General features: G+C 60.3%; 25 protein-coding genes. 10 read left to right on the top strand and 15 right to left on the bottom strand.

All coding sequences use genetic code 11. From position 1 onward, the window contains the following. Positions 1 to 101: 101 nt before the first annotated feature. Positions 102 to 371: a hypothetical protein gene (locus QEO92_RS12635; protein ID WP_227703263.1), complete on the bottom strand. Its 270-nt coding sequence runs from the start codon at positions 369 to 371 to the stop codon at positions 102 to 104. A 137-nt stretch (positions 372 to 508) separates the two neighbouring features. Then, the gene (gene hemF / locus QEO92_RS12630; RefSeq protein WP_227703262.1) at positions 509 to 1423 is read right to left on the bottom strand and encodes an oxygen-dependent coproporphyrinogen oxidase; all 915 of its coding nucleotides are present in this window, start codon (positions 1421 to 1423) and stop codon (positions 509 to 511) included. Positions 1424 to 1599: 176 nt separating this feature from the next. Here hemF and QEO92_RS12625 point away from each other — a divergent pair, with 176 nt between their 5' ends. Beyond that, positions 1600 to 1857, top strand: coding sequence for a hypothetical protein (locus QEO92_RS12625; protein WP_037148052.1), 258 nt, complete (start codon positions 1600 to 1602; stop codon positions 1855 to 1857). Between the two features lie 80 nt (positions 1858 to 1937). Here QEO92_RS12625 and QEO92_RS12620 read toward each other — a convergent pair whose 3' ends face one another. Both QEO92_RS12620 and soxR read right to left on the bottom strand, forming a co-directional pair. Continuing rightward, positions 1938 to 3131: a hypothetical protein gene (locus QEO92_RS12620; RefSeq protein WP_280107515.1), complete on the bottom strand. Its 1194-nt coding sequence runs from the start codon at positions 3129 to 3131 to the stop codon at positions 1938 to 1940. Between the two features lie 78 nt (positions 3132 to 3209). Further along, the gene (gene soxR, locus QEO92_RS12615) at positions 3210 to 3668 is read right to left on the bottom strand and encodes a redox-sensitive transcriptional activator SoxR (protein WP_265105689.1); all 459 of its coding nucleotides are present in this window, start codon (positions 3666 to 3668) and stop codon (positions 3210 to 3212) included. A gap of 78 nt (positions 3669 to 3746) precedes the next feature. Here soxR and QEO92_RS12610 point away from each other — a divergent pair, with 78 nt between their 5' ends. Beyond that, complete coding sequence (locus QEO92_RS12610; protein ID WP_227703259.1) at positions 3747 to 4316, top strand: NADPH-dependent FMN reductase; 570 nt, start codon at positions 3747 to 3749, stop codon at positions 4314 to 4316. Next, a complete protein-coding gene (locus QEO92_RS12605; protein WP_227703258.1) occupies positions 4316 to 5542 on the top strand; it encodes an MFS transporter in 1227 nt (408 codons plus the stop codon). The genes QEO92_RS12610 and QEO92_RS12605 overlap by 1 nt, the downstream gene beginning before the upstream one ends. 11 nt (positions 5543 to 5553) lie before the next feature. Here QEO92_RS12605 and QEO92_RS12600 read toward each other — a convergent pair whose 3' ends face one another. Beyond that, complete coding sequence (locus tag QEO92_RS12600) at positions 5554 to 7206, bottom strand: Na/Pi cotransporter family protein (protein WP_037148657.1); 1653 nt, start codon at positions 7204 to 7206, stop codon at positions 5554 to 5556. A 124-nt stretch (positions 7207 to 7330) separates the two neighbouring features. Further along, a complete protein-coding gene (locus tag QEO92_RS12595) occupies positions 7331 to 7816 on the bottom strand; it encodes a tRNA (cytidine(34)-2'-O)-methyltransferase (protein ID WP_227703257.1) in 486 nt (161 codons plus the stop codon). 384 nt (positions 7817 to 8200) lie between these two features. Between QEO92_RS12595 and QEO92_RS12590 the strand changes: the two genes are divergently transcribed. Both QEO92_RS12590 and QEO92_RS12585 read left to right on the top strand, forming a co-directional pair. Next, positions 8201 to 10054 carry an ABC transporter ATP-binding protein gene (locus tag QEO92_RS12590; RefSeq protein WP_037148042.1) on the top strand — a complete coding sequence of 618 codons (1854 nt, stop codon included), beginning with the start codon at positions 8201 to 8203 and terminating at the stop codon, positions 10052 to 10054. Positions 10055 to 10167: 113 nt separating this feature from the next. After that, positions 10168 to 12030, top strand: coding sequence for an ABC transporter ATP-binding protein (locus QEO92_RS12585; protein ID WP_227703256.1), 1863 nt, complete (start codon positions 10168 to 10170; stop codon positions 12028 to 12030). A gap of 2 nt (positions 12031 to 12032) precedes the next feature. Here QEO92_RS12585 and QEO92_RS12580 read toward each other — a convergent pair whose 3' ends face one another. Further along, entirely contained in the window at positions 12033 to 12983 is a 951-nt protein-coding gene (locus tag QEO92_RS12580) for an endonuclease/exonuclease/phosphatase family protein (RefSeq protein WP_227703255.1), read from the bottom strand. 387 nt (positions 12984 to 13370) lie between these two features. Here QEO92_RS12580 and petA point away from each other — a divergent pair, with 387 nt between their 5' ends. From petA to QEO92_RS12560, 4 genes are all read left to right on the top strand, one after another. Further along, positions 13371 to 13949 carry a ubiquinol-cytochrome c reductase iron-sulfur subunit gene (gene petA / locus QEO92_RS12575; protein ID WP_227703254.1) on the top strand — a complete coding sequence of 193 codons (579 nt, stop codon included), beginning with the start codon at positions 13371 to 13373 and terminating at the stop codon, positions 13947 to 13949. A 14-nt stretch (positions 13950 to 13963) separates the two neighbouring features. Next, a complete protein-coding gene (locus tag QEO92_RS12570) occupies positions 13964 to 15244 on the top strand; it encodes a cytochrome b (protein WP_037148034.1) in 1281 nt (426 codons plus the stop codon). 28 nt (positions 15245 to 15272) lie between these two features. Next, positions 15273 to 16151 carry a cytochrome c1 gene (locus tag QEO92_RS12565; protein WP_227703253.1) on the top strand — a complete coding sequence of 293 codons (879 nt, stop codon included), beginning with the start codon at positions 15273 to 15275 and terminating at the stop codon, positions 16149 to 16151. 115 nt (positions 16152 to 16266) lie between these two features. Continuing rightward, on the top strand, positions 16267 to 16806 hold the full coding sequence (locus tag QEO92_RS12560; RefSeq protein WP_227703252.1) for an adenine phosphoribosyltransferase: 540 nt from the start codon (positions 16267 to 16269) through the stop codon (positions 16804 to 16806). Between the two features lie 37 nt (positions 16807 to 16843). Here QEO92_RS12560 and QEO92_RS12555 read toward each other — a convergent pair whose 3' ends face one another. Genes QEO92_RS12555 through ychF form a run of 3 tightly spaced genes read right to left on the bottom strand, consistent with a single transcriptional unit; the run spans position 16844 to position 18902 of the window. Beyond that, complete coding sequence (locus QEO92_RS12555; protein ID WP_227703251.1) at positions 16844 to 17311, bottom strand: MaoC family dehydratase; 468 nt, start codon at positions 17309 to 17311, stop codon at positions 16844 to 16846. Continuing rightward, entirely contained in the window at positions 17308 to 17778 is a 471-nt protein-coding gene (locus QEO92_RS12550) for a MaoC family dehydratase (protein ID WP_227703250.1), read from the bottom strand. The genes QEO92_RS12555 and QEO92_RS12550 overlap by 4 nt, the downstream gene beginning before the upstream one ends. A gap of 20 nt (positions 17779 to 17798) precedes the next feature. Further along, positions 17799 to 18902 carry a redox-regulated ATPase YchF gene (ychF, locus tag QEO92_RS12545; RefSeq protein WP_037148025.1) on the bottom strand — a complete coding sequence of 368 codons (1104 nt, stop codon included), beginning with the start codon at positions 18900 to 18902 and terminating at the stop codon, positions 17799 to 17801. Positions 18903 to 19082: 180 nt separating this feature from the next. Between ychF and clpS the strand changes: the two genes are divergently transcribed. Beyond that, positions 19083 to 19391, top strand: a complete 309-nt coding sequence (gene clpS, locus QEO92_RS12540) for an ATP-dependent Clp protease adapter ClpS (RefSeq protein WP_037148023.1) — start codon at positions 19083 to 19085, stop codon at positions 19389 to 19391. 31 nt (positions 19392 to 19422) lie between these two features. On the opposite strand, the gene prmB is transcribed toward clpS, so the two are convergent. The 5 genes from prmB to QEO92_RS12515 all read right to left on the bottom strand — a co-directional run bounded on the left by prmB (position 19423) and on the right by QEO92_RS12515 (position 25224). Continuing rightward, the gene (gene prmB, locus QEO92_RS12535; protein WP_227703249.1) at positions 19423 to 20364 is read right to left on the bottom strand and encodes a 50S ribosomal protein L3 N(5)-glutamine methyltransferase; all 942 of its coding nucleotides are present in this window, start codon (positions 20362 to 20364) and stop codon (positions 19423 to 19425) included. 45 nt (positions 20365 to 20409) lie between these two features. Beyond that, on the bottom strand, positions 20410 to 21138 hold the full coding sequence (gene pth, locus QEO92_RS12530; RefSeq protein ID WP_227703248.1) for an aminoacyl-tRNA hydrolase: 729 nt from the start codon (positions 21136 to 21138) through the stop codon (positions 20410 to 20412). 80 nt (positions 21139 to 21218) lie between these two features. After that, complete coding sequence (locus QEO92_RS12525) at positions 21219 to 21944, bottom strand: substrate-binding periplasmic protein (RefSeq protein WP_227703247.1); 726 nt, start codon at positions 21942 to 21944, stop codon at positions 21219 to 21221. A gap of 65 nt (positions 21945 to 22009) precedes the next feature. Continuing rightward, positions 22010 to 24388: an EAL domain-containing protein gene (locus QEO92_RS12520; RefSeq protein ID WP_227703246.1), complete on the bottom strand. Its 2379-nt coding sequence runs from the start codon at positions 24386 to 24388 to the stop codon at positions 22010 to 22012. A 221-nt stretch (positions 24389 to 24609) separates the two neighbouring features. Next, on the bottom strand, positions 24610 to 25224 hold the full coding sequence (locus QEO92_RS12515; protein WP_037148015.1) for a 50S ribosomal protein L25/general stress protein Ctc: 615 nt from the start codon (positions 25222 to 25224) through the stop codon (positions 24610 to 24612). Between the last annotated feature and the right edge of the window lie 124 nt (positions 25225 to 25348).

Genomic DNA, 25348 nt, shown 5'->3' with positions numbered 1-25348 from the left:
TTTCCTCCTGCTGTCGTTGGACCTGGAGACGGCAGGAACTCCTCTTTTCCTCCCGCCTCTGCCCTCATAACTCCACAAGGGGACCGACCGTTCCCTCCCTTCTATTCGGAGAGCGCCCAGGCGTGAAAGACGGAGGGCTGTTCCGCTGGCTTCATCTGTGCCGGCTCGTCATTGGCGGCCGAAGCTTTGGGGAACTTGCCCGAGAGCTGGCGTTTCACCTGCTCGATACAGAAGGATTGGGGCAGTTCACCGCCGCTTTTCACTCGCATTTCGGTGGCGAGCCGATCGATCATTTCAGGGGTATCGAGGGGACGGGACATATCCCTGGCGATGGACATATCTGGAATTGGCATGCTGTTCGGCGTGGTCATGGCGATCCTCCTCCGTGCAACCGCAAAGAAGGTAACACCTGCGAACCAATTCGGATATCGCATTTATCAATTGTGAGATGTTTGGGCGGCTTGAATATCCGAAAGTTGATCCTCTGTGATTTCCCGACCAGGGGCGTCTAAGGCCACCTTACAACCGGAGGCAGCGAAGAGAGGATGGACTCCACGTTGCCGCCGGTCTTCAATCCGAAGATCGTGCCGCGGTCATAAAGCAGGTTGAATTCCACGTAGCGGCCGCGGCGGATGAGCTGCTCGTCGCGATCCTCTTCGGTCCAGGGTTGGTTGAAATTGGAACGCACGATCCTTGGATAGACGAGATTGAAGGCCCGGCCGACATCCTGCACGAAAGCGAAATCCGCGCTCCAACCGCCTTTTTCCTCTTCCGAATGAAGCCAGTCGAAGAAGATGCCGCCGATGCCGCGCGGCTCATTGCGGTGCTTCAGGAAGAAATAGTCGTCGCACCACGCCTTGTAGCGGCCGTAATCGGCGACATCCGCATGGCGGCTGCAGGTGATTTCCATCACCCGATGGAAGAGAGCGCTGTCCGGGTCCGTCTGAGTGCGGCGACGGTCGAGCACCGGCGTCAGGTCCGCGCCGCCGCCGAACCACTGGCTGGACGTCACCACCATGCGGGTATTCATATGCACGGCAGGAACATTGGGATTGACCGGATGGGCGATCAGCGAGATGCCGGAAGCCCAGAAACTCGGGTCCTCTTCCGCGCCGGGGATCTGGGTGCGGAAGTCGGGCGAGAATTCGCCATGGACGGTGGATGTATGGACGCCGACCTTTTCGAAGACGCGGCCTTCCATCATCGACATCCGGCCGCCGCCACCAGCACCGCCTTCGCGCAGCCAGTCCTTTTTCGTGAAGCGGCCGGGCTCCAGATCCGAAAGGGGGCCGGCGAGTTCATCCTCCAGCGTTTCAAAGGATGCGCAGATCGTGTCGCGCAGGCTCTCGAACCAAGCTTTGGCTGTCGCCTTCTTCTCCTCGATGTCTTCAGGCAACCCCTTGGGAAGTACCGGCCGTTCCATGTCGTCGATTCCTTTCGCCATCCCCTTGGCGATTCGCGCTTTTCCTTCGTCAGGCATTAGCAGTTATGGCTTTCGCAAACCATTCCATTGCTTATCGCGGATGGAAAATCAGACTCGCAAAGCATGTTCTTAAACACTATCCTAACTCTCTGGATAGGTGCGGATCAGAGGCTTTTATGGCGAAATTCACACCCCCGCCGCTCGACGGGCTGAAACGCAGGATCGAACGACACCGGAAGGAGAAGGCCGGCGAGCGTTCGGGGATGTTCGTGCGGGAAACCTTCCTGCTGTCGCGGGAGGAAGCGCGCCAAAAGGCACGTGAGTGGTTCGATGCATTTCCGAAAGCTGCCTATTGGACCGAGGTGGAAAGCTGGCGCCAGGTCGATGGCGACCGCATTGAATTCACAATGCGGCGTCTGCCGAGCGCGGATTGATATCACCACCTGGAAATCGGTCACCGGCGTGTGCCGGTTGCTCGCGATATTTCCCTGACAGATCTGACTAAACCAGTTTCTCAGCTCGGCTTGGAACGGGTCCGCCGGTTCTGCCGTGATGTCCGGTGCAGCGTTGAAACCGGACGCCGCGCTGTTGAGTTCATGGCCGGAGTTGCCGGCGGGGGCTCTTCCGGCGTTTCTTCGGCAGCGGACGGCTGGACCGCGCCGGCTCGTTCTTCGATCGACACCGCTTGTTCCGGCGGAGCGGGTTCGACGGTTTTCTTCCTGTCCGCCGCCGCCATTCGAGCCAAAATCTCTCGAAGGACAGCCGTGACCGGCAGATGGTTCGGCAGATCCGTATTGGTGTGATGCCAGGCCTGCGGGATCACTTCGTCGTTGGCGATGAAAGCACGGGAATTGATCTCGCCGAACCAGTCCCATTCGCCCATCACGTCGATAACGTCGGAAAACAGTGGCGGCATGGCGATCCGGGCGCTGAAGGTGACGATCTTTGCCTGACGCGCGAGCTTTTCCGCCGCCGGCCGATCGGTTTTCTGAAGATCGTACAGCGCTTCGGAAAGCACCAGGTTGCCCTTCGAATGGCCGGTCAGCAGGCGGAAGGAGAGACGGGGATCGCCCAGCATGGCTCTGACCGTTTGCGTGTCGAGACTACTGCCGGTCAGTCGCTCACCGCTGAGATACGGCGCGGCCCCGAATTTAGGCCTTCCTGAGAATTCGTCCAGTATTTCAAATGAATGGCGGATGTTGTTCAAGTAACCAAACAGGAAATGGCCGCCGAGCGCTTCCGTCACCACATCGGCTAAACCGTAGCCTGACACGACGACGGCTGCAGACCGGCCCGCGGCATCTGCAATATTGCGGGCAAAGGCAGCCGAACCGAGGGCGGAACTGCCGACGCCCGCGACGGCGAGGATGTCGATTTCCAGCCCGCCATCGAGGATGAATTCGTCGAGCGTGTCATAGAGTTTCAAGGGCGCGTCGCCCGACGGCGGTACGATCAGGATCGCCCCCTCGGCCGCAAGCGAGTCGCTGATGTAGAAAGCTTCCTCCGGCGTCACGGTCTTGACGTCATAGAAGAGGGAGTCGAGCGTCGTGTTTCGCTGCCGCAGCGTCTCCAGCGACAAATTGCGAAGCGGCGTCTTCTGCAGACGCTCGGGAAAGCTTAAAGTTCGCGCAAACTGCGTCAGGTTGTGGGTGAATGCGGTAGGGAACATGGTGGCCTCGCCCGGTTGCCGTTCGTTCGTGATATGCATTCAAAGTAGAGCTTCTCACAAACATGCTGCAGTGCCAACCGCAATTTCAGGCTGCGACAAAAGGTTCTCGAGCTCCATTTACGGTTCCAGCAGGACCGGACCTGCCCCTTTCTCGCTGAGCTCATCATGGGGATTCCTAAGCGGACAGTCCTGCATCGACAGGCAGCCGCAGCCGACGCAGCCGGTCAGTTGGTCGCGCAGCGCGGTGAGGCTGGCGATCCGGGCGTCGAGCTGCTGCTTCCAGGTTTCCGAAAGGCGCTGCCAGTCCTTCGCGGTCAGCGGTCGGTCATGCGGCAGGACGGCCAGCGCCTCGGCGATGTCGGCAAGCGGGATACCTGTACGCTGCGCCACCTTGATGACGGCGACCCGGCGCAGCACCACGCGGGGATAGCGCCGCTGGTTGCCGCGGTTGCGCCAGCTTTTGATCAGTCCCTTGGTTTCGTAGAAATGCAGCGTGGAGACTGCCACACCGCTGCGTTCGGCGACTTCGCCGACCGTCAGCTCAAGGGGAATGCGTCCGTCCGGATTTTTCTTCATCACCGCTATTGACCTCAATATTACTTGAGGTTTTATAGCAGATGCTCCCTCGAACCGAAACCCGGGAGCAATTGTCTGATGAAGACAAAATTCACCCTGGCGCTGATCTATGGCAGCGCCCGCGAAGGCCGTTTCTGCGATACGGTCGTCGACTGGATCCTCGCCCGCCTGCCGGACATGGTTGCCGCCGATATCGTCCTCGTCGATCCAGCTGATCTCATCGCGGAATCGCGCATCGTCAGAGCCGAAGCAGAAAGCCGGATCGCGCGCGATCTTGCCCGTGCCGATGCCTTCCTCATCGTGACGCCGGAATACAACCACGGTTATACGGCTGCACTGAAGGAACTGATCGACAGCTTTTATCGGCCGTGGTGGGGAAAGCCGGTCGCCTTCGTCTCCTATGGCGGTATCTCCGGAGGCTTGCGTGCGATCGAGCAGTTGCGGCAGGTCTTTGCCGAGCTCGGTGCCGCTACCATCCGCGAGACCCTCAGTTTCCCGCATGCCGTCGAGCGTTTTGACGAAAACGGCGACGTCCGCGATCCCGAGCGGACGATCCGTCAGCTTGAGCGCCTGGCAAAGCAGCTTTCCTGGTGGGCGGTGACACTCAAGGCCGGCCGGGAAACGGTGGTTCTGGAGGAGGTCGCGTGATGCCCGCCCGTAAGAATGCGTCCTTGGTAGTGCGGCCTGCGTCAGAATTCGGCCGTAACGCGACCCTGCTTTCGGTCAGTACGCTGACGATCATGTCGGGTGCGACGATTTCCGCCTCTCTGCCCGGCATTGCCGCACGCTTTTCCGATATACCGAATGTCGAACTGCTGAGCCGGCTGGTGCTGACCCTGCCGGCACTGTTCATCGCCGTCTTCTCGCCGATCGCAGGTCTTGTTATCGACCGTCACGGCCGCAAGCCGATGTTGGTCGCTGCCCTTGTGTTCTTTGCGCTTGCCGGCTGCTCCGGGCTTGTCGCCGACAGCCTGACAGGCCTGCTGATCGGCCGGGCAATCCTCGGCATCGCGGTCGGAGGGATCATGACGACGGGCACGGCGCTGGTCGGTGATTACTTCGCGGGCCCCGCCCGAGACCGCTACATGGGCCTGCAGCAGGCCTTTGTCGGCATCGGCGGCACGATCTTCCTGACCGGGGGCGGATTTCTCGCCGAGCTTCATTGGCGGGCGCCATTCCTGATCTATGCGCTGGCCTTCCTGCTCCTGCCGGCAGCACTCCTCTTCATCCGTGAACCAGTGCGCACGGTCGCGGGACAGGCGGCGATGCCGCGGGATGGGCTCGGACCGCGTCGGGTCATGCTGCTTGCGATCCTGCTTGCCGGGGCGATCTTCAACATGATCTGCTTTTACATGATCCCGACACAGCTTCCCTTCTATCTGAAATCGATGGGGCTCGAAGCTCCCAGTCTTGCCGGCATGGCGATCGGCCTCGGGCAACTGGTCGGCATCGTCGCTTCGCTGGTCTTTGCCCGGTTCCGGCAGGCTTTCGGCGTGATGGGCGTTTTCGCGCTCGCCTTCGGATCGATGGGGTCCGCCTTCGTCCTGCTGTCCTTTGCGGAAGCTTATAACGGCATCCTGTTCGCAATGGCGGTCTCGGGGATAGGCATGGGCACGATCATGCCGAATTTTGCCGGCGCCGCGATGATGATCGCGCCGCCGCACCTGAGAGGCCGGATATCGGGCCTGCTCGTCGCAGGCATTTTCAGCGGCCAATTCCTGTCGCCGATCCTTTCGCAGCCGGCCATCGGCTCGAACGGCTTTGCAGCCACCTATGCTTTGGCGGGCGTCGCGATGCTGGTTGCTGCTTTCGCTTCCTTGGCGGCGAGGCTTACGCCGCGGATCCCACTGAGAGCCGAAGGAGGCCGCTCATGACTTCTAAAACCTCAATTGTGTGGCTCGGCGTAGCGCAGCCGGCTTTCGATCAGCACGCCGCTGTCATCGAGGATCGGGTGGGCGACCGAGACGATATGGGCGTTGATGCGCTTCAGGTCGCGCAGCATGTCGAGATGCAAGGAACTGGTCTGGAGACTTTCCATCTTCCCGTCCCGCAGACGCTCCAGATGCCGCTCGGAGGAGCGCTTCTCCAGCCGGCGGACGTCCACCTTGATCTCCATGAGCTGGCGGGCGAGATTGAAGTCGCCCGTCACGATGATGGTCTGGGCGGTGCGCAGGTTGTCGATCGTCAGGTTGAACAGGCTCTCCAGCTCCTGGTACCCGTCGTCGGAAAATTTCAGGCCACTCGTGACCTTCTTGCTCACCTGCTCGCACACTCCCTTCTCGATGATGTCGCCGATATGTTCGAGATTGATGGCATAGTCGATAATGGCGATGGACCGGCGCGCACTCTCATCGTCGAGGCCCTGGCGACCGAGCTTCGAGAGGTAGATCTTCACCTCCTGCTGGAGGCGATCGACACGCTTCTCCAGGACGGCAATCTCGGCAAGCGGGGCAAGGTCGTTGTGCTTGAAGGCGTTTTCCGCCCGGATCAGCATGCGTTCGATCACGTCGCCGACGCCGAGCACTTCGCGCGTGGCATTGGCGAGCGCCATGACGGGATTTTCGAGTGCCTGCGGATCGAGGAAGCGCGGGCCGTTTTCGACTTCCGGATCGGCCGGGACGAGACGTGTGGTCATGTCCGACAGCAGGCCTGAGAAAGGCCAGGCAATCAGCGCCAGCAGGATATTGAAGGCGAGGTGGGCGTCGACCGGCAGTTTTTGCGGCGAAAGCGGCAGGGATTGCAGGATGTCGGCGCCAAAGCCGGCAAGCGGCAGAGCGATCGCACAGCCTATGGCCCGAACGATCAGGTTCCCGAGCGTGATGCGCCTTGCTGCTGCGGGACCGGAAAGCGTGGCAATGACCGGCGGGACGGCGCCGCCGAGATTGGCGCCGAGAACCAGTACGATGACGAGACCGGTCGAGAGGATTCCCGTCGAGGCGAGCGACAGGATCAACACGATCGTTGCGAGGCTGGACGAGGAGACGAAGGCAAGAGCTGCGGAGACGATGAGTGCGACGGGCCAGGCATTGTCGAGGAGGCCGATGAAGGCGGCAAGCGCCGGCGACTGGCGCATGGGCTCGGTCGCAAGCCCAAGCAGGTGCAGCGACAGCAGCATGAGGCCGACACCGATGAGCGCCGTACCGGCGCCCTGCCGCGTGCCGGAGTTGCCGCGACGGAGAACGAGGCCGATGAGGATGATCAGCGGCGAAAGCCATTCGATGCCGGTCGCGACCAGCCAGGCGGTAATTGCGGTTCCGACATTGGCACCGAGCAGCACGATTTGCGCCATGCGCGGGCGGATCAGGTCGCGCTCGGCGAAAGAAGCGACGGTGAGTGCGGTGGCAGTGGAACTTTGCAGGGCAATCGTGGCCGCAAGACCCGAGACGAAGGAGCGCAAACCGCTGCGGGTGCCGGTGGCGAGACTGCTCCTCAGCCGGGCGCCGAAAGCCCGCGTCACGCCATCCTTCACTTGTGCAAGACCGAAGAGCAGCAAGGCGACTGCACCCAGGAGATTGATGATGACGATGGTGGACTCCACGCGAATGCTCCTCATTCAAAGGCGAACGGGTGGCGATTTTCAATTGCCGGCTAATGAATATAAGCCGCTTGCACGCCCGTGCACAGGGCCGCTCGCGACAGTTTCTTACCGGAAATCGGCCGTTTTAGTTCCAGCACGTTTGCTTGAGCGCTTCACCGGCAATCATTGCCGCGGACATGGCGACGTTGATGGAGCGCTGTCCTGCCATCATCGGGATCAGGATCCGGGCATCGGCCGTTTCGTGTACGTGGTCCGGCACGCCGGCGCTTTCGCGGCCGAAGAGCAGGATGTCGTCAGCGCGGAATTCGAAGCGCGTATAGGGCAGGGCTGCTTTCGTGGAGGCAAGCACGAGACGCCGGCCGTCTTCGCGGCGCCATTCATCGAAGCGCTGCCAGTTGACGTGGCGGGTGAGGGCGACGCTTGCCAGATAGTCCATCCCGGAGCGCTTCAGGTTGCGGTCGGAAATATCGAAGCCGGCTGGCTCGATGATATCGACGCTGAGGCCCAGGCAGGCGGCAAGCCTGAGGATCGTACCCGTATTGCCGGGGATGTCGGGCTGGTAGAGGGCGATCCGAAGCCTGGGAGGTATAGCGTTGGAAGTGTCGTTCATGGCCGGTCTTTACGGGAAAGACGAGGGCTGCCTCAAGCTTTTTCGATACGCGCCATGGCTGTGACGATCGGGCAACAGGAAAGCCTCAAGCATGTTTTCGCGTCGATTTGGCCTTTTCAATTCGCCCGCAAACAGTTAGAAAGGCGGCGCATCTTAACGCCAATCCCAGGAGGCCTACATGGATATGACCGTGCTCTCGCGCCTCCGCTGCCAGAACATTTCTCATCTGGCTTAGGCGTTTCGCGGTTTCACGCAAACTCTTCCCTTTCTGATCCATTACGTGGCCGACACGCGGCCATGCTGTCTTGAATTTTCGCCGTCCGGCCCAAGGTTCGCATTGTGCGCACAGGGCAGGCCGGTCATCCGATTTACGGAGCTATTTCCATGTTCTCGTGGTTCGAACGGCGTATCAATCCCTATCCGGACGAAACGCCCGCGCTGCCGCCCTCCGGCCTTGTCGCCTTTCTCTGGCACTACACAAAGCCGGTCTGGCCGTGGCTGGTCCTGATGTCCATCCTCACGACGTTGATTGCCGTCGGGGAAGTGGCGCTCTTCCAGTTCCTCGGCGATATCGTCGACTGGCTGTCAACTGCCGATCGCGAGACCTTCCTCGCGACCGAATGGCCGCGGCTGCTGATGATGGGGCTCGTCGTGCTGATCGGTCTGCCGGTCGTGGCGGGTCTCAACGCGCTCATCATGCACCAGATTCTGATGGGCAATTTTCCGATGATCGCCCGCTGGCAGATGCATCGCTTCCTGCTGCGGCATTCGATGACGTTCTTCGCCAACGAGTTTGCAGGCCGCGTCTCCACCAAGGTGATGCAGACGTCGCTCGCTATTCGCGAGACGGTGATGAAGGTGCTCGACGTCTTTGTGTACGTCGCGGTCTACTTCATCTCAATGATCGTGGTCGTTGCCAATGCCGACTGGCGGCTCGTCATCCCGCTGGTCGTCTGGATGATCCTCTATGCCGCGATCGTGGCCTATTACGTGCCGCGGCTGAGGACGATTTCGGCCGAGCAGGCGGATGCCCGCTCGCTCATGACCGGCCGCGTGGTCGACAGCTACACCAATATCGCCACGGTCAAGCTGTTTTCCCATGCCGGTCGCGAGGAGGGCTACGCTAAGGATGCGATGAACAGCTTTCTGGAGACGGTGCACCGGCAGATGCGCAAGGTCACCAATTTCCAGGTGCTGGTCTACCTCATCAACTGCGTGGCGCTCTTTGTTGTCGCGGGCATGTCCATCTGGTTCTGGTTGGCGAGTGCGATTTCGACCGGCGCCATCGCGATCGCCATCGGCCTCACGATGCGCATCAACGGCATGTCGCAGTGGATCATGTGGGAAGTCTCGGCCTTGTTCGAGAATATCGGCACGGTCTATGACGGCATGGCGATGATGACCAAGCCGCATGATGTGGTGGATCGGCCGGATGCTGCGGGCCTCGCCGCGAAGAAGGGGCATATCCGCTACGAGAACATCCGCTTCCACTACGGCAAGACGAAGGGCGTTATCGACGACCTCAGTCTCGACATCCCCGCTGGTCAGAAGGTCGGTCTTGTCGGGCGCTCCGGCGCTGGAAAGACGACACTGATGAACCTTCTCCTGCGCTTCTACGATCTGGAGGGCGGCCGCATCACCATCGACGGCCGGGATATTTCGACAGTGACGCAGGACAGCCTGCGCGCGCTGATCGGGGTGGTCACGCAGGATACTTCGCTCCTGCACCGGTCGATCCGTGACAACATTGCCTATGGCAAGCCGGAGGCGAGCGATGCGGAGGTGATCGAGGCGGCAAAGCGGGCGAATGCCTGGGACTTCATCGAAGGGCTCGTGGACATGCAGGGACGCAAGGGTCTCGACGCGCATGTCGGCGAACGCGGCGTGAAGCTCTCTGGCGGCCAGCGGCAGCGCATCGCGATTGCCCGCGTCTTCCTGAAGGACGCGCCGATCCTGGTGCTCGACGAGGCGACTTCGGCGCTCGACAGCGAAGTGGAAGCGGCGATCCAAGAAAACCTCTTCGCTCTGATGCAGGGCAAGACGGTGATCGCGATCGCCCACCGGCTGTCGACGCTCACCGAGATGGACCGGCTTATCGTGCTTGATCGGGGCCGGATCATCGAGACCGGCACGCATCAGGAGCTGGTCGCGTCCGGCGGCATCTATGCCGACCTCTGGAATCGGCAGTCGGGTGGGTTCATCGGCCATGAGGTGCCGGAAGAAGAGGCGGCGGAGTAATCCGCCGCCGTTTCGATTGTTCATCTCAAAGGGGCAGCCGACATTAAAAAAATGTAAGCCACCGTCTCCCCCTTTTGCTTTGCCGGTTGCGGGAATCCGCCTATATCCGAGCTATGACAAGCTGGCTGTTCCGCACGTTCGAGAACTGGATCAAACCATTTGACAGGCGGGACGATCTCAAGCCGCCTGAAGACGTATTCGCCTTCATCTGGTTCTACATCTCGCAGGCCAAGGCTCCATTCCTGGTGATGCTCGTCCTGGGCGGGCTCACGGCTGCGATCGAGGCTGCGTTGTTCTGGTTCGTGGGCCGTCTCGTCGATATTCTCGCGACAGTGAAGCCCGGCGACGGATGGCATGGATTGCTTGCACAGCACGGAGCCGAACTGTTCGGCATGCTTGTGCTGATCGGCGTCGTCCGTTTCCTGGTCACGCTTCTGACGGCGTTGATGGATCAGCAGATCATAACGCCCGGGTTTTACAACCTCGTGCGTTGGCAGTCCTATCTGCATGTCGCGCGACAATCGCTGACGTTCTTCCAGAACGATTTTTCCGGGCGGATCGTCACCAAGGTCTGGTCCGGCGGTCAGGCGGTGGGCGATCTGGTGACGTCGCTGATGGAAAGTGTCTGGTTCGTCTGCATCTATTCGGTTTCCATGCTGTTGCTCGTCGGCGGCCTGGACTGGCGGCTGGCCGTGGTCGTTTGCCTCTGGGTGTTCATCTTTTCGCTGCTCGCCCGCTATTTCGTTCCGCGCATCCGTTATCATTCCCGCGAAACGGCCGAAGCGGCCTCGATGCTGAATGGGCGCATGGTCGACGCCTATAGCAATATCCAGACGCTGCGTCTCTTCGGTCGCGACGAAGCCAATGACCGCTATATGCGCGAGGGCTTCGATATCTATCAGCGCACGCTGATCATGTTCACGCGCTTCATCACCGGAGTGCGGGCCTCGATGGCGCTTCTGTCCGGCGTGATGATTACCAGCATGGCCGCGCTCTGCATTCACCTGTGGCTTTCAGGCAAAATCAGCGCGGGCGCCGTGGCCTTCACTTTGGCGCTAGTGCTGCGTCTCAACTTCCTGCTCGGAAGACTCATGACGCAATTCAACGGCATCATGCGCAATTTCGGAACGGTGCAAAACGCCGCCGAGCTTATTTCGCAGCCGATCGGGCTTGTGGATGCGCCGAACGCGGCCGAACTTGTCGTCAAGCGGCCGGAGATCCGTTTCGAAAACGTCAGCTTCCACTATGGCAGGAAGGGGGGCGTGATCGACAATCTCTCCCTCACCATCCGGCCGGGCGAGAAAATCGGCATCATCGGGCGCTCGGGGGCTGGCAAGTCGACGCTCGTCAACCTGCTGTTGCGCTTCTACGACCTTGAAGGCGGGCGCATCCTGATCGACGGTCAGGATATTTCAGAGGTCACACAGGAATCCCTGCGCGCCCGGATCGGCATGGTGACGCAGGATACATCGCTGCTGCATCGCTCAATCCGCGACAATATCCTGTTCGGTCGACCGGATGCGACGGAAGCGCAATTGCTCGACGCCGCAAGCAAGGCAGAAGCCGATAAATTCATCGCTGCGCTTGAAGATCAGCGTGGCCGCAAGGGTTTCGATGCACATGTGGGCGAGCGGGGTGTCAAGTTGTCGGGCGGCCAGCGTCAGCGCATCGCAATCGCCCGCGTCATGCTCAAGGATGCGCCCATCCTGGTGCTGGACGAGGCGACCTCGGCGCTCGATTCCGAAGTGGAAGCTGCGATCCAGTCCAATCTCGAACGGTTGATGCAGGGCAAGACCGTCATGGCGATCGCCCACAGGCTCTCCACCATCGCCGCCCTCGACCGACTCATCGTCATGGACGAAGGCCGGATCATCGAGGAAGGCAGCCATGACGAACTGATTGCGCGAGGCGGGCTCTATGCCGAGCTCTGGGCGAGGCAGTCCGGCGGTTTCCTTGCCGCCGACGCGGCGCAATAGGTCTAATCCCCGCTGCCGGCGCCGGTGATGGCGATTTCGGCTATGAGCCCGTAATGGTTCGAGCCATGTGCATCGGGAATCTGTGTCACCGACTTTATCTTCAACGGCGCCCGAACATAGACGTGGTCGATCGGCACGCCGAGCCTGCCGGCTCTGATCGGCCAGGTGGGCGGTTCCCATCCCCCGGTCTTGAGTTTCGTGATGCGCAGAAAACGGCGCATGTTCGGCGCCAGGCTCGATGCATTGAAATCACCCGAAAGAAGCAGGGGACCGGTCGTTTCGGCAATTGCCAGGGCGGCCCGGTTCAGTTCGAGCGAGTGGAAATTGTCGAAATAGGGCTTGGTCGTATGGATGCCGACAAAATTGATCGTCCGGCCCGCGACGGTGACCTTCGCCAGGATGAAACGTTCCGGGAAGATATCGCTGAGCGTCCGCACCTGAGGCGACTCAATCGGCACCTTGGACAGCATCAGCTGGTCGCAATCCTGGATGAGGATGCCGCATCCGATCCGGTAGGGATAGGTTTGCGCCAGTTCATTCATATGAACGCGCAGCGGCGCCGCCTCCATGATATTCACCAGATCAGCACCCGACGACAGGATCGTGCGGGTGATATTTTCCGCATTTTCATAATTGTCGTTGAGGATGTTGAAGGACATTAGCCGGAAGGTCGGCGCAGCGGCGTCGGACGCGGTCATCGGCTCTGCGAACTCGCGACTGATCAGCACGGCATGGCCCGTGAAGAGCAATGCTGCAGCAAAAAGCAGCCAGACGAGGAAGTGCCGTTTCACGACAAGGGCAATAAGCATCGCGAGGACACACATTGCCGCCGCGTGCAGCTGCAGGCTGTAAAGCGTGGCCAGAATCCAATGGGGATGGATGTAACGGGTGCCGATCGCGGCAAGCACAAGCGACACGATGACGCAGATGGCAACCGATATTGCTTGTCTCATTCAGGTCTGTCCGGAACGGCCGCCTCTTGTCGTGCGCCCGACCTATCACGAGGCCTGGTTTGTTGCAATGCGGCATCCCGCGATGCGGTTAACGCTGGACGCTGGATTTCCGCGTTTTTTATGTTGCCGCCTGCCTTCGCGGGGCCAAGTGCCGGATTTTCGTCTCGCTTGCGAGGCTCTCCACAGCCACGTTTCTTGCGGATTGGAAAGCCCCAGGTTTTCCTGCGATAAACTGGCCTCAGGCCCTTGCCAAGGCTGGACATATTTTGCGATCAAGCATAGAAGGCGCCGGATTGCCGGGGAATCTGTGTTGGAATTGTGTTCAGATGAGATTCGCCGGCCAGGGCTATGCGATTTCGCGAATTGCGTGAGAAGGAAGATTGAGCCGTGAGCGAGCACGACACACATAGCGAAACACTGGGCGAGCCCACTCGCCGTGATTTCCTTTACCTGACGACTGGCATGGCCGGCGTCGTCGGTGCGGTTTCGGTTGCCTGGCCGTTCATCGATCAGATGCGGCCGGACGCTTCCACGCTGGCGCTCGCCTCGATCGAAGTGAATGTCGGAGCTCTGGAGCCCGGCATGTCGCTGACCGTCAAGTGGCGGGGCAAGCCGGTCTTCATTCGCAACCGGACGCAGCAGGAAGTGGAAGAGGCGAATGCGGTTCCGCTCTCCGACCTCAAGGACCCGGTCGCCCGCAATGCCAACCTTCCGGCTGATGCCGAAGCGAAAGACATCGACCGGTCGGCCGGCGAGGGCAAGGAGAACTGGATCGTCATGATCGGTTCCTGCACGCATCTCGGCTGCGTGCCGCTCGGCCAGGCCGGCGATTTCGGCGGATGGTTCTGTCCTTGCCATGGCTCGCATTACGATACGGCCGGCCGTATCCGTAAGGGCCCGGCGCCACAGAACCTCGCCATTCCGACTTTCACATTTACGTCCGACACAGTGATTACGATCGGGTGAGGGGATTCATACCTATGAGCGGTCATTCCACATACCAGCCATCGACCGGCATCGAGAAGTGGATCGATTCGCGGCTTCCGCTGCCGCGCATGGTCCATGATAGCTTTGTCTCCTATCCCGTTCCCCGGAACCTGAATTACGCCTACACCTTCGGCGCCATGCTGTCGGTCATGCTCGTGGTGCAGATCCTCACCGGCGTGGTGCTTGCCATGCATTACGCCGCGTCGACCGGCGTCGCCTTCGACTCCGTCGAAAAGATCATGCGCGACGTGAATCACGGCTGGCTGCTGCGCTACATGCACGCGAACGGCGCGTCGTTCTTCTTTATCGCCGTCTACCTCCATATTGCCCGCGGCCTCTATTACGGCTCCTACAAGGCGCCTCGCGAAATCCTCTGGATCCTCGGCGTGGTGATCTACCTCCTGATGATGGCGACCGGCTTCATGGGCTATGTGCTTCCCTGGGGTCAGATGTCCTTCTGGGGCGCCACCGTCATCACCGGCTTCTTCTCGGCCTTTCCGCTGGTGGGCGAGTGGATTCAGACATTCCTGCTCGGCGGCTTCGCCGTCGACCAGCCGACGCTCAACCGCTTCTTCTCGCTGCACTATCTCTTGCCCTTCATGATCGCCGGCGTCGTCGTCCTGCACGTATGGGCCCTGCATGTCACCGGCCAGACCAACCCGACCGGCGTCGAGGTGAAATCCAAGACGGATACCGTCGCCTTCACGCCCTATGCGACGCTGAAGGACGCGCTCGGCGTATCGGTATTCCTGATCGTCTATGCCTGGTTCATCTTCTACATGCCGAACTATCTCGGCCACCCGGACAACTATATCCCGGCCAATCCGCTGAAGACGCCTGCTCATATCGTCCCGGAATGGTACTACCTGCCGTTCTACGCGATGTTGCGCGCCATCACCTTCAATGTCGGCCCGATCGACTCGAAGCTCGGCGGTGTTCTGGTGATGTTCGGTTCGATCATCGTCCTGTTCTTCCTGCCCTGGCTCGACACCTCGAAGGTTCGCTCTGCCGTCTACCGCCCATGGTACAAGCTGTTCTTCTGGCTGTTCGTCGCCGACTGCATCATGCTCGGCTGGCTCGGCGCTCAACCCGCCGAGGGCATCTTCGTCGTCATGTCGCAGCTCGGCACGCTCTACTACTTCGGCTTCTTCCTTGTGATCATGCCGCTGCTCGGCCTGTTCGAGACCCCGCGACGGATTCCGAACTCCATCACGGAAGCCGTGTTGGAAAAGAACGGCAAGTCCGCCGCTGCCACAGCCACAGCTAGCGTCTGACAGCTCGCGACCGAGAGGGATTAAAAAAATGAAAAAGCTTGTTGCAAGCCTCGTGTCGCTGGCCTTCATGGCAGGTCTCGGCGTCGCTTCGGCAGTGGCGCAGGAAAGCGGTGGCGAAGCCGGTGCGGAGCATGCGGAAGGCGGTACGCCGCATTATCCGATCAATCATCCGAAGCATGTCGACTGGAGCTTTGCAGGCCCGTTCGGTCACTACGACAAGGGCCAGCTTCAGCGGGGCCTGAAGGTCTACACCGAGGTCTGTTCCGCCTGCCATTCGATGAAGCTCGTCTCCTTCCGTACGCTCGAGGACCTCGGCTATTCGGAGGCGCAGGTGAAGGCCTTCGCCGGAAATTACGAGGTGCAGGACGGGCCGAACGACGATGGCGAGATGTTCGCCCGCAAGGCGCTGCCTTCGGACAATTTCCCGCCGCCCTATCCGAACGAGCAGGCCGCAGCAGCTTCCAACAACGGTGCCGCTCCGCCGGACATGTCGCTGCTTGCAAAGGCGCGCGGTATCACCCGCGGCTTCCCGCAGTTCATCTTCGACATCTTCACCCAGTACCAGGAAGGCGGGCCCGATTATATCTACTCGCTGATCACCGGCTACCAGGACCCGCCGGCAGGTGTCGAGGTTCCGGAAGGTACGCATTACAACCCGTATTTCGTTGCCTCGGCCTCTCTCGCCATGGCTCCGCCTATCAGCGACGACCAGGTGAGCTATGACGACGGGACGCCGCAGACGGTCGACCAGTATGCCAAGGATGTTTCCGCTTTCCTGATGTGGGCAGCCGAGCCGCATCTCGAAGAGCGCAAGCGGACCGGTTTCATGGTCATGGTTTTCCTGGTGATCTTCACCGGCCTGATCTACCTGACGAAAAAGTCGGTCTACGCCAACAAGGAACACTGAAACTTCGGCTTCAGAAGCCAATAGGAAGGCGACTTCGGTCGCCTTTTTTGTTGGGTGAATGGGCGCGACTTGATAGGCTCATTCCTCGTGGTCTCACCAATCCTTCCGGGCTCCCATGTCTTTCAAAACCGATCTCGCTCTCTCCATCCGGTCTATTCCGGATTATCCGAAACCCGGTATCATTTTCCGCGATATCACCACGCTGCTGGGGGATGCCATTGCTTTCCGCCAGGCAGTCGATGAGCTTGTGAAACCCTATGTCGGCCTGGGCGTCGACAAGATCGCCGGCATCGAGGCGCGCGGCTTCATCCTGGGCGGCGCGCTGGCGCATCAACTCTCAGCGGGCTTCGTGCCGATCCGCAAGAAGGGCAAGCTGCCGCATGAGACCGTGCGGATGGCCTACAGTCTCGAATACGGCACGGACGAAATGGAGATGCATGTCGATGCGCTGAAGCCCGGCGAGAAGGTGATCCTGACCGACGATCTGATTGCCACAGGCGGTACGGCAGAAGGCGCAGTCAGGCTGCTCAGGCAGCTGGGCGCGGAGATCGTCTCGGCTTGTTTCGTCATCGACCTGCCGGATCTTGGCGGCCGCAAGAAACTCGAAGCGCTTGGGGTTGAGGTCCGGACGCTGGTGGAATTCGCCGGCCATTGAGAATTGGGCGGGCGAAGACGCCTGCCGGCATAAGCGCCTAGTCGAATTCCAGTACAGTGCCTTCATACCGCATCACGACGTCGCCATGCTGGTTCACGCCGTCATTGACAGTCATGTTGATCCAGGTGCCGGGGCGCGAGGCGAGCGGGCGGCTTTCCGTCACGGAAATGGAATAGGTGATGCTGTCGCCGGCATAGACGGGCTTTAGCCACTGCAGCTTCTTGAAACCGGCAGAGGGGCCGAGTTTGGGCGGAGAGATCCCCTCGCTTTCGAGGCGCGCTGCTTCCTTCGTCCAATAGGCGATGTAGGTCTTCATCCAGCCGGCGCAGGTATGCCACCCGGATGCACAGAGACCGCCGAAGACGTAATCCCTTGCCGCGTCCGCATCGACGTGGAAGGGTTGCGGATCGAATTTCTTCGCAAAGCGGATGATATCCTCGGCGGTGAAGGCGAGGGTGCCGGTGATGATCTTGCGGCCCGGCGGGGAGAGTTCGATCAGTCTCACGCCGCGTTCTCCTGTGCCTCGCGGAGCCGCATCATGATCGGGTTTTCGCCGCGCATCGCTACCTCGCCGTGCTGGTTCTCCACCTCGTGCAGGAATTTCACAAGGCCGATGCCGGGGCGGGAGCGGAGAGGGCGGGATTCGAGCACCGTGGAACGGCCGGAAAGTGTGTCGCCGGCCAGTACCGGCTTCTTCCATTGCATGAATTCGATGCCGGGCGACCCTTCCGACGACGAGCGCGACAGCCAGCCGTCGAACATCATGCGCATGAACATGCTCGCCGTATGCCAGCCGGAGGCCGACAGACCGCCGAGGATGCTGGCCTTGCCCGCCGCCTCGTCGAGATGCATGGGCTGAGGATCGAACTCGGCTGCGAATTCGATGATCTCTTCGGCCGTCACCAGTTTCGTCGCGAGCGGGAAAACGCGGCCCTCAGCGAAATCCTCGAAGAAATACCGTTCCTCCATCATCTGCGCCTCCGCCTCCCAGGTCAGGTGTTGAAGCGGAAGTGGATGACGTCGCCATCCTGCACGACGTATTCCTTGCCTTCGTCGCGCGCCTTGCCGGCCTCCTTGGCGCCCACCTCGCCACCATAGGCGATATAGTCGTCATAGGCGATGGTGAAGGCGCGGATGAAGCCACGCTCGAAGTCGGTATGGATAACACCGGCGGCGGCAGGTGCCTTGGTGCCGCGTACGATCGTCCAGGCGCGGGTTTCCTTTGGGCCGACGGTGAAATAGGTGATCAGGTCGAGGAGGTGGTACCCGGCGCGGATGAGGCGGTCGAGGCCCGCTTCTTCAAGCCCAAGAGCAGACAGGAACTCCTTCGCCTCGTCTTCCGGAAGCTGCGCGACCTCGGACTCGATCGCAGCCGAGATGATCACGCATTCGGCGCCCTGTTCCTTTGCCATGGCGGCGACGGCTTCGGTGTGCTTGTTGCCCGTCGAGGCGTCTGCCTCCGCGACGTTGCAGACGTAAAGAACCGGATGCGAGGTCAGAAGGTTGAGATCCTTCAGGATGCCGACCTCCTCGGTTGAAAGGGACTTCAGGAGCAGCCGGGCGGGCTTGCCGTCGTTCAGAAGCTTGATCACGGCTTCCATTACCGGCAGTTGCGCCATGGAATCCTTGTCCTTGCCGGTGGCGCGCTTGCGGGTCTGCTCGACGCGACGCTCAAGGCTCTCCAGATCGGCGAGCATCAGTTCGGTCTCGATCGTGTCGGCATCTCCGACCGGATTTATGCGTCCTTCGACATGGGTGATGTCGTCGTCCTCGAAGCAGCGCAGCACATGCACCACCGCATCGACTTCGCGGATATTGGCCAGGAACTTGTTGCCGAGGCCCTCACCCTTGGACGCGCCGCGCACCAGGCCGGCGATGTCCACGAAGGAGATGCGGGTCGGGATGATTTCCTTGGAGCCTGCGACCGCCGCAAGCTTCTGCATGCGCGGATCGGGAACCGCCACTTCGCCGGTATTCGGTTCGATCGTGCAGAAGGGATAATTGGCCGCCTGTGCCGCCGCCGTCTTGGTGAGCGCATTGAAAAGCGTGGACTTGCCGACATTCGGCAGGCCCACGATACCGCATTTGAAACCCATGGGTCCGGACCCTGTATCTTTGAAATTTTCGTTGCTGTGGCTATGGGGGAATGGGCGTGCCGGGTCAAGGGTTCGGCGGCAATAGAACATTCGATCACGCCGCGGTTGCTTGAAATATTCCGGGTGCGGTGCAATATAGCCGTATGCCTTGGCAGAGGCCCGTGTCATCAGGAGAAGCCGATGGCCGAAGACATCATCCTCAAACCAAAGACGATCACCAAGCCCAAGCTGGAGCGGCCGAAGCTCTACAAGGTCATTCTGGTGAACGACGACTATACGCCGCGCGAATTCGTCATCATGGTGCTGAAGGCCGTGTTCCGCATGAGCGAGGAGACCGGCTACCGCGTGATGCTGACCGCCCACCGCCTGGGCACATCCGTGGTCGTGGTCTGCGCCAGGGATATTGCCGAGACCAAGTCCAAGGAAGCGATGGATCTCGCCAAGGAGGCCGGCTTTCCGCTGATGTTCACGACCGAGCCCGAAGAATAAACGGGCTTGCGACGGCGAGGCGCGTGCTTGCCTATTTCTTCTTCGCCCTGACGCCGAGCGATTCGGCCGTGATCCAGAAAACCGCATCCTGGGATTCGGCGGTTTCCAGCCACAGGAAGTCGAGATCGGGAAATTCCTCTTCCAGGATTTCACGACCGGAGCCGATCTCGCAGATCATGCCGCCATCGGGATTGAGGTGTTTCGGCGCTTCCGCCAGCAGGCTGCGGACGATGTCGAGCCCGTCTTCACCGCCGTCGAAGGCCATGGCCGGCTCGGCCTGAAACTCCTCCGGAAATGCCGCCATCGCCTCGTGATCGACATAGGGCGGGTTGGTGATGATCAGGTCGTATTTCTTCTTTCCGAGCGGTGCGAAGAGGTCGCCCTGATGAAGGGTCACCTGATCCTCGACATTGTGTTCCGCGAGATTGAGCGCGGCGACTTGCAGCGCATCGAAGGAGAGGTCGACGGCATCCACTTCCGCATTCGGAAAAAATTTTGCGGCAAGCACCGCGAGGCATCCAGACCCCGTGCAGATGTCGACGGCGCTTTCGACGCTCAGCGGATCGGGCAGGAAGGAGGAGCCGTTCTCGCCGAGATATTCAGTGAACAGGATTTCGCCGATATGGGAGCGGGGCACGATGACCCGTTCATCGACATGAAAGCGAACGCCCTGGATGTAGGCGCGACCGGTCAGATAGGAAGAGGGCTTTCTGGTGGTTACGCGCATCTCGATGCGTTCGGCCAGCAGCTTGCGCTCCGACGGCAGCAGACGCGCATCGAGAAAAGGATCGAGCGCATCGATCGGCAGGTCGAGGGAGTCGAGGATCAGGAAAGCGGCGTCGTCGCCGGCTGTCGTCGTGCCGTGGCCGAAGCTCAGGTTCGCCGCGTTGAAGCGGGAGATCGCATAGCGCCAGTAGTCGCGCAGCATGACCAGTTCGGCAGCTATGTTATCCGTGTCGAGAGCGTTATTCATCTGGTGCTTTTCAGTTTCCGTCTTGCATTGGGGGCTCATAACCCCTCACTCACCCTTGCTGCCGAACATCTTCTTCAGCATCTCGGCCATGGGGCCGGTGGTCGGGATATTCGGTTTTGCGCCGCCGCGTGCCTGGTGGATGTGCGATTTACCAACAGGTTTTGGTTGCGGCGATTTTTCAGCTTTCGGCTTTTCCTCGTCCGGCTTGCCGCCGATCGCGAGCGCCAGCTTGTTCATGAGCTGCGAATCCTCTTGCCTCACCAGCATCTCGACATTGTCGGCCACCGCGTCGAGGAGGGGGGTGACCCAGGTCTGGTCGACCTTGGCGAAATCGCCGAGCACGTGGTTGTGCACGAGCTCCTTGGCTCCGGGATGACCGATGCCGAGACGCAGGCGGCGATAATCCTTGCCCAGATGGGCATCCAGCGATTTGATGCCATTGTGGCCGCCATGGCCGCCGCCCGTCTTGATGCGGGCCTTGCCGGGCGGCAGGTCGAGTTCGTCATAGATGGCGACGACATTTTGCGGGCCGAGCTTGTAGAAGCGCATGGCTTCGCCGACCGCCTCGCCGGAGAGGTTCATGAAGGTCTGCGGCTTCATCAGCAAGACTTTCTCGCCACCCAGTTCGCCTTCGGAAATCTCCGCCTTGAATTTTTTCGACCAGGGCGAGAATCCGGGTCGCCGCTGGATCGCGTCGACGGCCATGAAGCCGATATTGTGGCGGTTGCCCGCATATCTGGAGCCGGGATTGCCGAGACCTGCGATGATAAGCATGGAGAAATCCGTTCTGCGCTGATCGCCTTCACCAACGCGAAACGCCGGCAAAGTCAACCTGTTTCCGTGAGCCACGTCGTCTATTGCGGTTCATCGATGCCGTAGCGCCTGAATATGGCGTCCTGAGCGCCGTTCCTGATCATCTCGTCGAGGTTTGCCTGCATCTTCGATATCAGCTCGTCCGGAACGTCCTTGTTGCAGGCTATGCCCAGACGCTGTTCGGAAAAGATCATGACCTTCTCGATCGGCGTTCCTTCCGCTTTCAGCTTCTCGTAGACGTCTTGCGACATCGGCATCATGTCGATGCGGTCACCGAGCAGTTTTCGGAGCGTGGTATCGAAGTCGGCACTCAGGTCGATCCGGGGAAAGCCGGAGTTCCTCAACAGAGCTTCCGTATAGTCTCCCCTATGGGTGCCGACCGCATATTGCCTGGCTTCCTCGATCGTGTTGGCATCGACCTTGGAGCCGATATGCCGGATGAGAATGTTGCGGTCGATGAAGAGCGGCATCACCCATTTGAAACGAGGCTCGCGCTCCGGCGTGCGGGCGGCAGCGAAGACACAGTGCATGGGCTGCGTCTCGGCAAGCATGATGGCGCGGGCCCAGGGCATGATCTCCATCACGAAAGGCGTTTCGACGCCATGCATGATGATCTCGATCTGGTCGACGCCGGCGCCACGATAAGTGCCGTCCGGCTCCCGATAGCCGAACGGCGGATAGGATTCGGTCGAAAACATGATCGGTTGTTGGGCAATGGCAGCCGGCGCGAGGCTGAGACCTGCAAGAAGCAGCGATGCAGTCTTCATCTTTTCCCTCCAGGCAAGCATGTAGCCATTTCTGACCCAGCATCTCGTCCGGAAGGCGCTGGCCGCTAACCTGCCATGAACCTTGCGTCGGACTGCCGGGCTGATAGGGCCGAGAGCAGTTCGGAAATTTCCCGGGGCTTCGAAAAGAGATAGCCCTGGGCATAATCGATGCCCATCTGTCTGAGCAAGGCGCGCTGTTCTTCGGTTTCGACGCCTTCGGCGACGACCTTGCAGTTCATCTTATGGGAAATGGCGCTGATGCCTTCGATCAGCATCCGGTTCTTGCTGCCGATATCATCCGCCTTGTCGGTGAGCGAACGGACGAAAGACTGGTCGATCTTGACGATATCGACCGGGAAACGGCTCATATAGCTCAGTGACGAATAGCCGGTGCCAAAATCGTCAAGTGCAATAAGGCAGCCGAATTGATGAAGCTCGTTGAGTATGGTGCGGATTTCGGGGTTGTCGTGCATCAACACCGCTTCGGTGATCTCTATCACAAGGCGCGACGGTTGCATGCCGTAATGACCAAGCAGGCCTGTCAGTCGCGCCAGCAAACCGGGCTCGAATTGCAGCGGCGAGAAATTCACGGCGACATATGCTTCTTCCATGCCGGGGAGACGAGAGACGCGCGCGAGGTTGGCCATCGCGTCTTCAAGGATGAGGTTGCCGATCTGACTGATCGAGCCGGTTTCCTCGGCAACGCTGATGATGCCGGCCGGTGACATCAGCCCCTTGCGCGGATGGCGCATGCGCATGAGGGCCTCGAAGCCGGAAGGAATGCCGGTGTCGATATCGACGATCGGCTGGAAATGTGCCTCGAACCAGCTTGCGGCGATGGCGACCTCAATGTCGCTCTCGATCTCCGCCCGTTCACGCGTCTGGTCGAGGATTGCGGGGTCGTAGACCTGTGCCCCGTTCTTGCCGTCGCGTTTGCGGGCATACATGGCCATGTCCGATTTTTGCAGAAGTTCGGCGGCGCTGGCGGCGTGGCTGGGGTAGAAGGCGAGGCCGATGCTGGCGCTGAGCCGCACGCCGGTGCCCTGGATGCGGAAAGGCACCTCGAACGTGTCGACGATCTTCTGGGCAAGCTCGGTCGCGCGGCGCTCGGTGCTTTCGCCAGCGATCAGTATGGCGAACTCGTCACCCCCGAGGCGCGAGGCGCTGTCCGTATGGCGCAGCAGGGGGCGCGTCCGCTCGACGAACTGGCAAAGAACGCTGTCTCCGGCTGCATGTCCGAGGTTGTCGTTGATTGCTTTAAAGCGGTCGAGGTCGACAAAGAGGCAGGCGACTTCCGTCCTGGTCCTGTCCGCTTCGCTGATCTTCCGGTCGAGCATGGCTTCGAAACCCTGGCGGTTCAGAAGCCCGGTCAGATGGTCGGAGATCGCCTGCTGATGATTGCGCAGTTCCGACTGCTTGAGTTCGGTAACATCGGTCATGACGCTGAGCGAACCGGGCATGCTGGCTCCCGCAGCGCCCAGTTCCGTTTCGACAATCAGCACGTCCATCAGGCGGCCGTCGGCGCAAAGGAAGCGGACGGTGACTTCCATCGCCGGACCGTTTGATTTCCCCTGTGCCTTCCGCTGCCGATAGGTCTCCCGATCTGCAAAATCGACGAGATCCGAGAACGGGCGGCCGATGACGTCCTCGCGGCTATAGCCGGTGGCAAGAAGCCAGTAGTCGCTGACCGCCGCGATCTGATCGCGGGGAGTGAGCGAAAACAGCATGGCCGGCGTCAGGTTATAGATTTCCGTCGTCTGCTGATGTGCCCGCTTGAGCTCGCGTTCCTCGCGTTCCAGCAGCGTCTGCATCTCGTTGAAACTTTTCGCCAGGCGCCCCATCTCGTCGTTCGAGCGCCAGTCGACGTGGTGGCGCGAGCCTAGCCGCCGTGTCGCCTCGATCGCGGCCGTCAGCCGCAGTAGGGGCTTGATCACCATTACGCGGTTGCCGAGGATCGCCACGCCGAAAACCGTCAGAATGGCGATGATGAAGATGGAGATGAAGGCCATTTCCATCTGGTGTAGTGCCGAGAACCATCCGAGTTCGGGCACATAGACGGTAATATTGCCGACATCCCGCATGCCCTGCGGCGACTTGTAGACGATAGGCTCGGAGATCGATTTCAGACCGCGGAAATCAGCGGGATTCACATCCACTTCGGAAATATTCAGCTTGCCCGTGCTGTCGTTGATCTGCACCCCCTGAATGGCAGGGTCGGCCACCAGCATGGATGCGATCTGGTGGATGCTATCCGTATCGAGCTCCCAGAGCGGCTTGCCGAGCGCCTGGGAATTGGTGACCAGCACGAGATTGACGTGCTCGCTGAGGTTTACGGCAGCCTGTTGCGAGGAAAGCGCCAGGAACAGCGTGAACAGCGGTGCGACGACGACCAGAAGCGCGCCAGAAATGATCGCGATAAAACGGCTCTCAACGGAACGACTCATCCGTCTTCCCTGCAATATATCTTCCGGTTGATGCCGGATTGTCCCCTCATGCTGAAGCAGTGAGCATAGTTTCACGCATTCATTAAACTTCACTGAAACGAATATGCCAAGATTTGAAAGAATTGCGGAAATAGCGTTGCGACATTGTGTTCTGTGGCCAATAGAAAACCCGCCTTCTCGCGAAGGCGGGTTTCGAGATCAAACATTCTGCTTTGATTTGCTTATTCAGCTTCGGAAGCAGGCGTTTCTTCCTGGGCTTCCTCAACGCCGCCGGCCGGAGCAACGATGGTCGCGATGGTGAAATCGCGATCGGCGATGACCGGGCGCACACCCTTCGGCAGGGTGACGGCGGAAATATGGATGCTGTCGCCGATCTTGGCGCCGGTGAGGTCAACCGTGATGAATTCCGGGATGGCGTTTGCCGGGCAATGGAATTCGACCGCGTGACGAACGATGTTGAGAACGCCGCCGATCTTGACTGCGGACTTCTCTTCGTTGACGAAGTGAACCGGCACTTCGACGGTGACGTCCGTGTCGCCGGAGACGCGCAGGAAATCCACGTGCATGGTGAAATCACGGACCGGATCGAGCTGGTAGTCTTTCGGCAGGACCTGGATCTTCTGGCCGTTGACATCGATCGTTGCAATGGTGGTCATGAAACCGCCGGCATGGATGCGCTTCGTCACTTCATTGGTCGAGAGTGCGATCGCGAGGGGGGCCTGCTTGTCACCATAGATGACAGCGGGAATGAAACCGTTGCGGCGAAGTTCACGGGAGGACCCCTTACCTACCCGTTCGCGCGCCTCGGCCTTGAGCTCGTAAGATGCGTGGCTCATGGCATGTCCTTTCGAGGTTGTTTGGAGAGTTTTCCGCAAGCGCTGGCCGCTGCGTCAAACCGAAGGCACGAGGTGCACTTCATCCGCGTTGCCTCCAAGGGTGTCTACGCGGACCGGCGGGCTA

Origin of the sequence: Neorhizobium petrolearium (assembly GCF_029854435.1) — a bacterium.
Classification (GTDB): domain Bacteria; phylum Pseudomonadota; class Alphaproteobacteria; order Rhizobiales; family Rhizobiaceae; genus Neorhizobium; species Neorhizobium petrolearium.
Note: the sequence above shows the minus strand (reverse complement) of the source record. Positions and strands in the feature narration are given on the sequence as shown.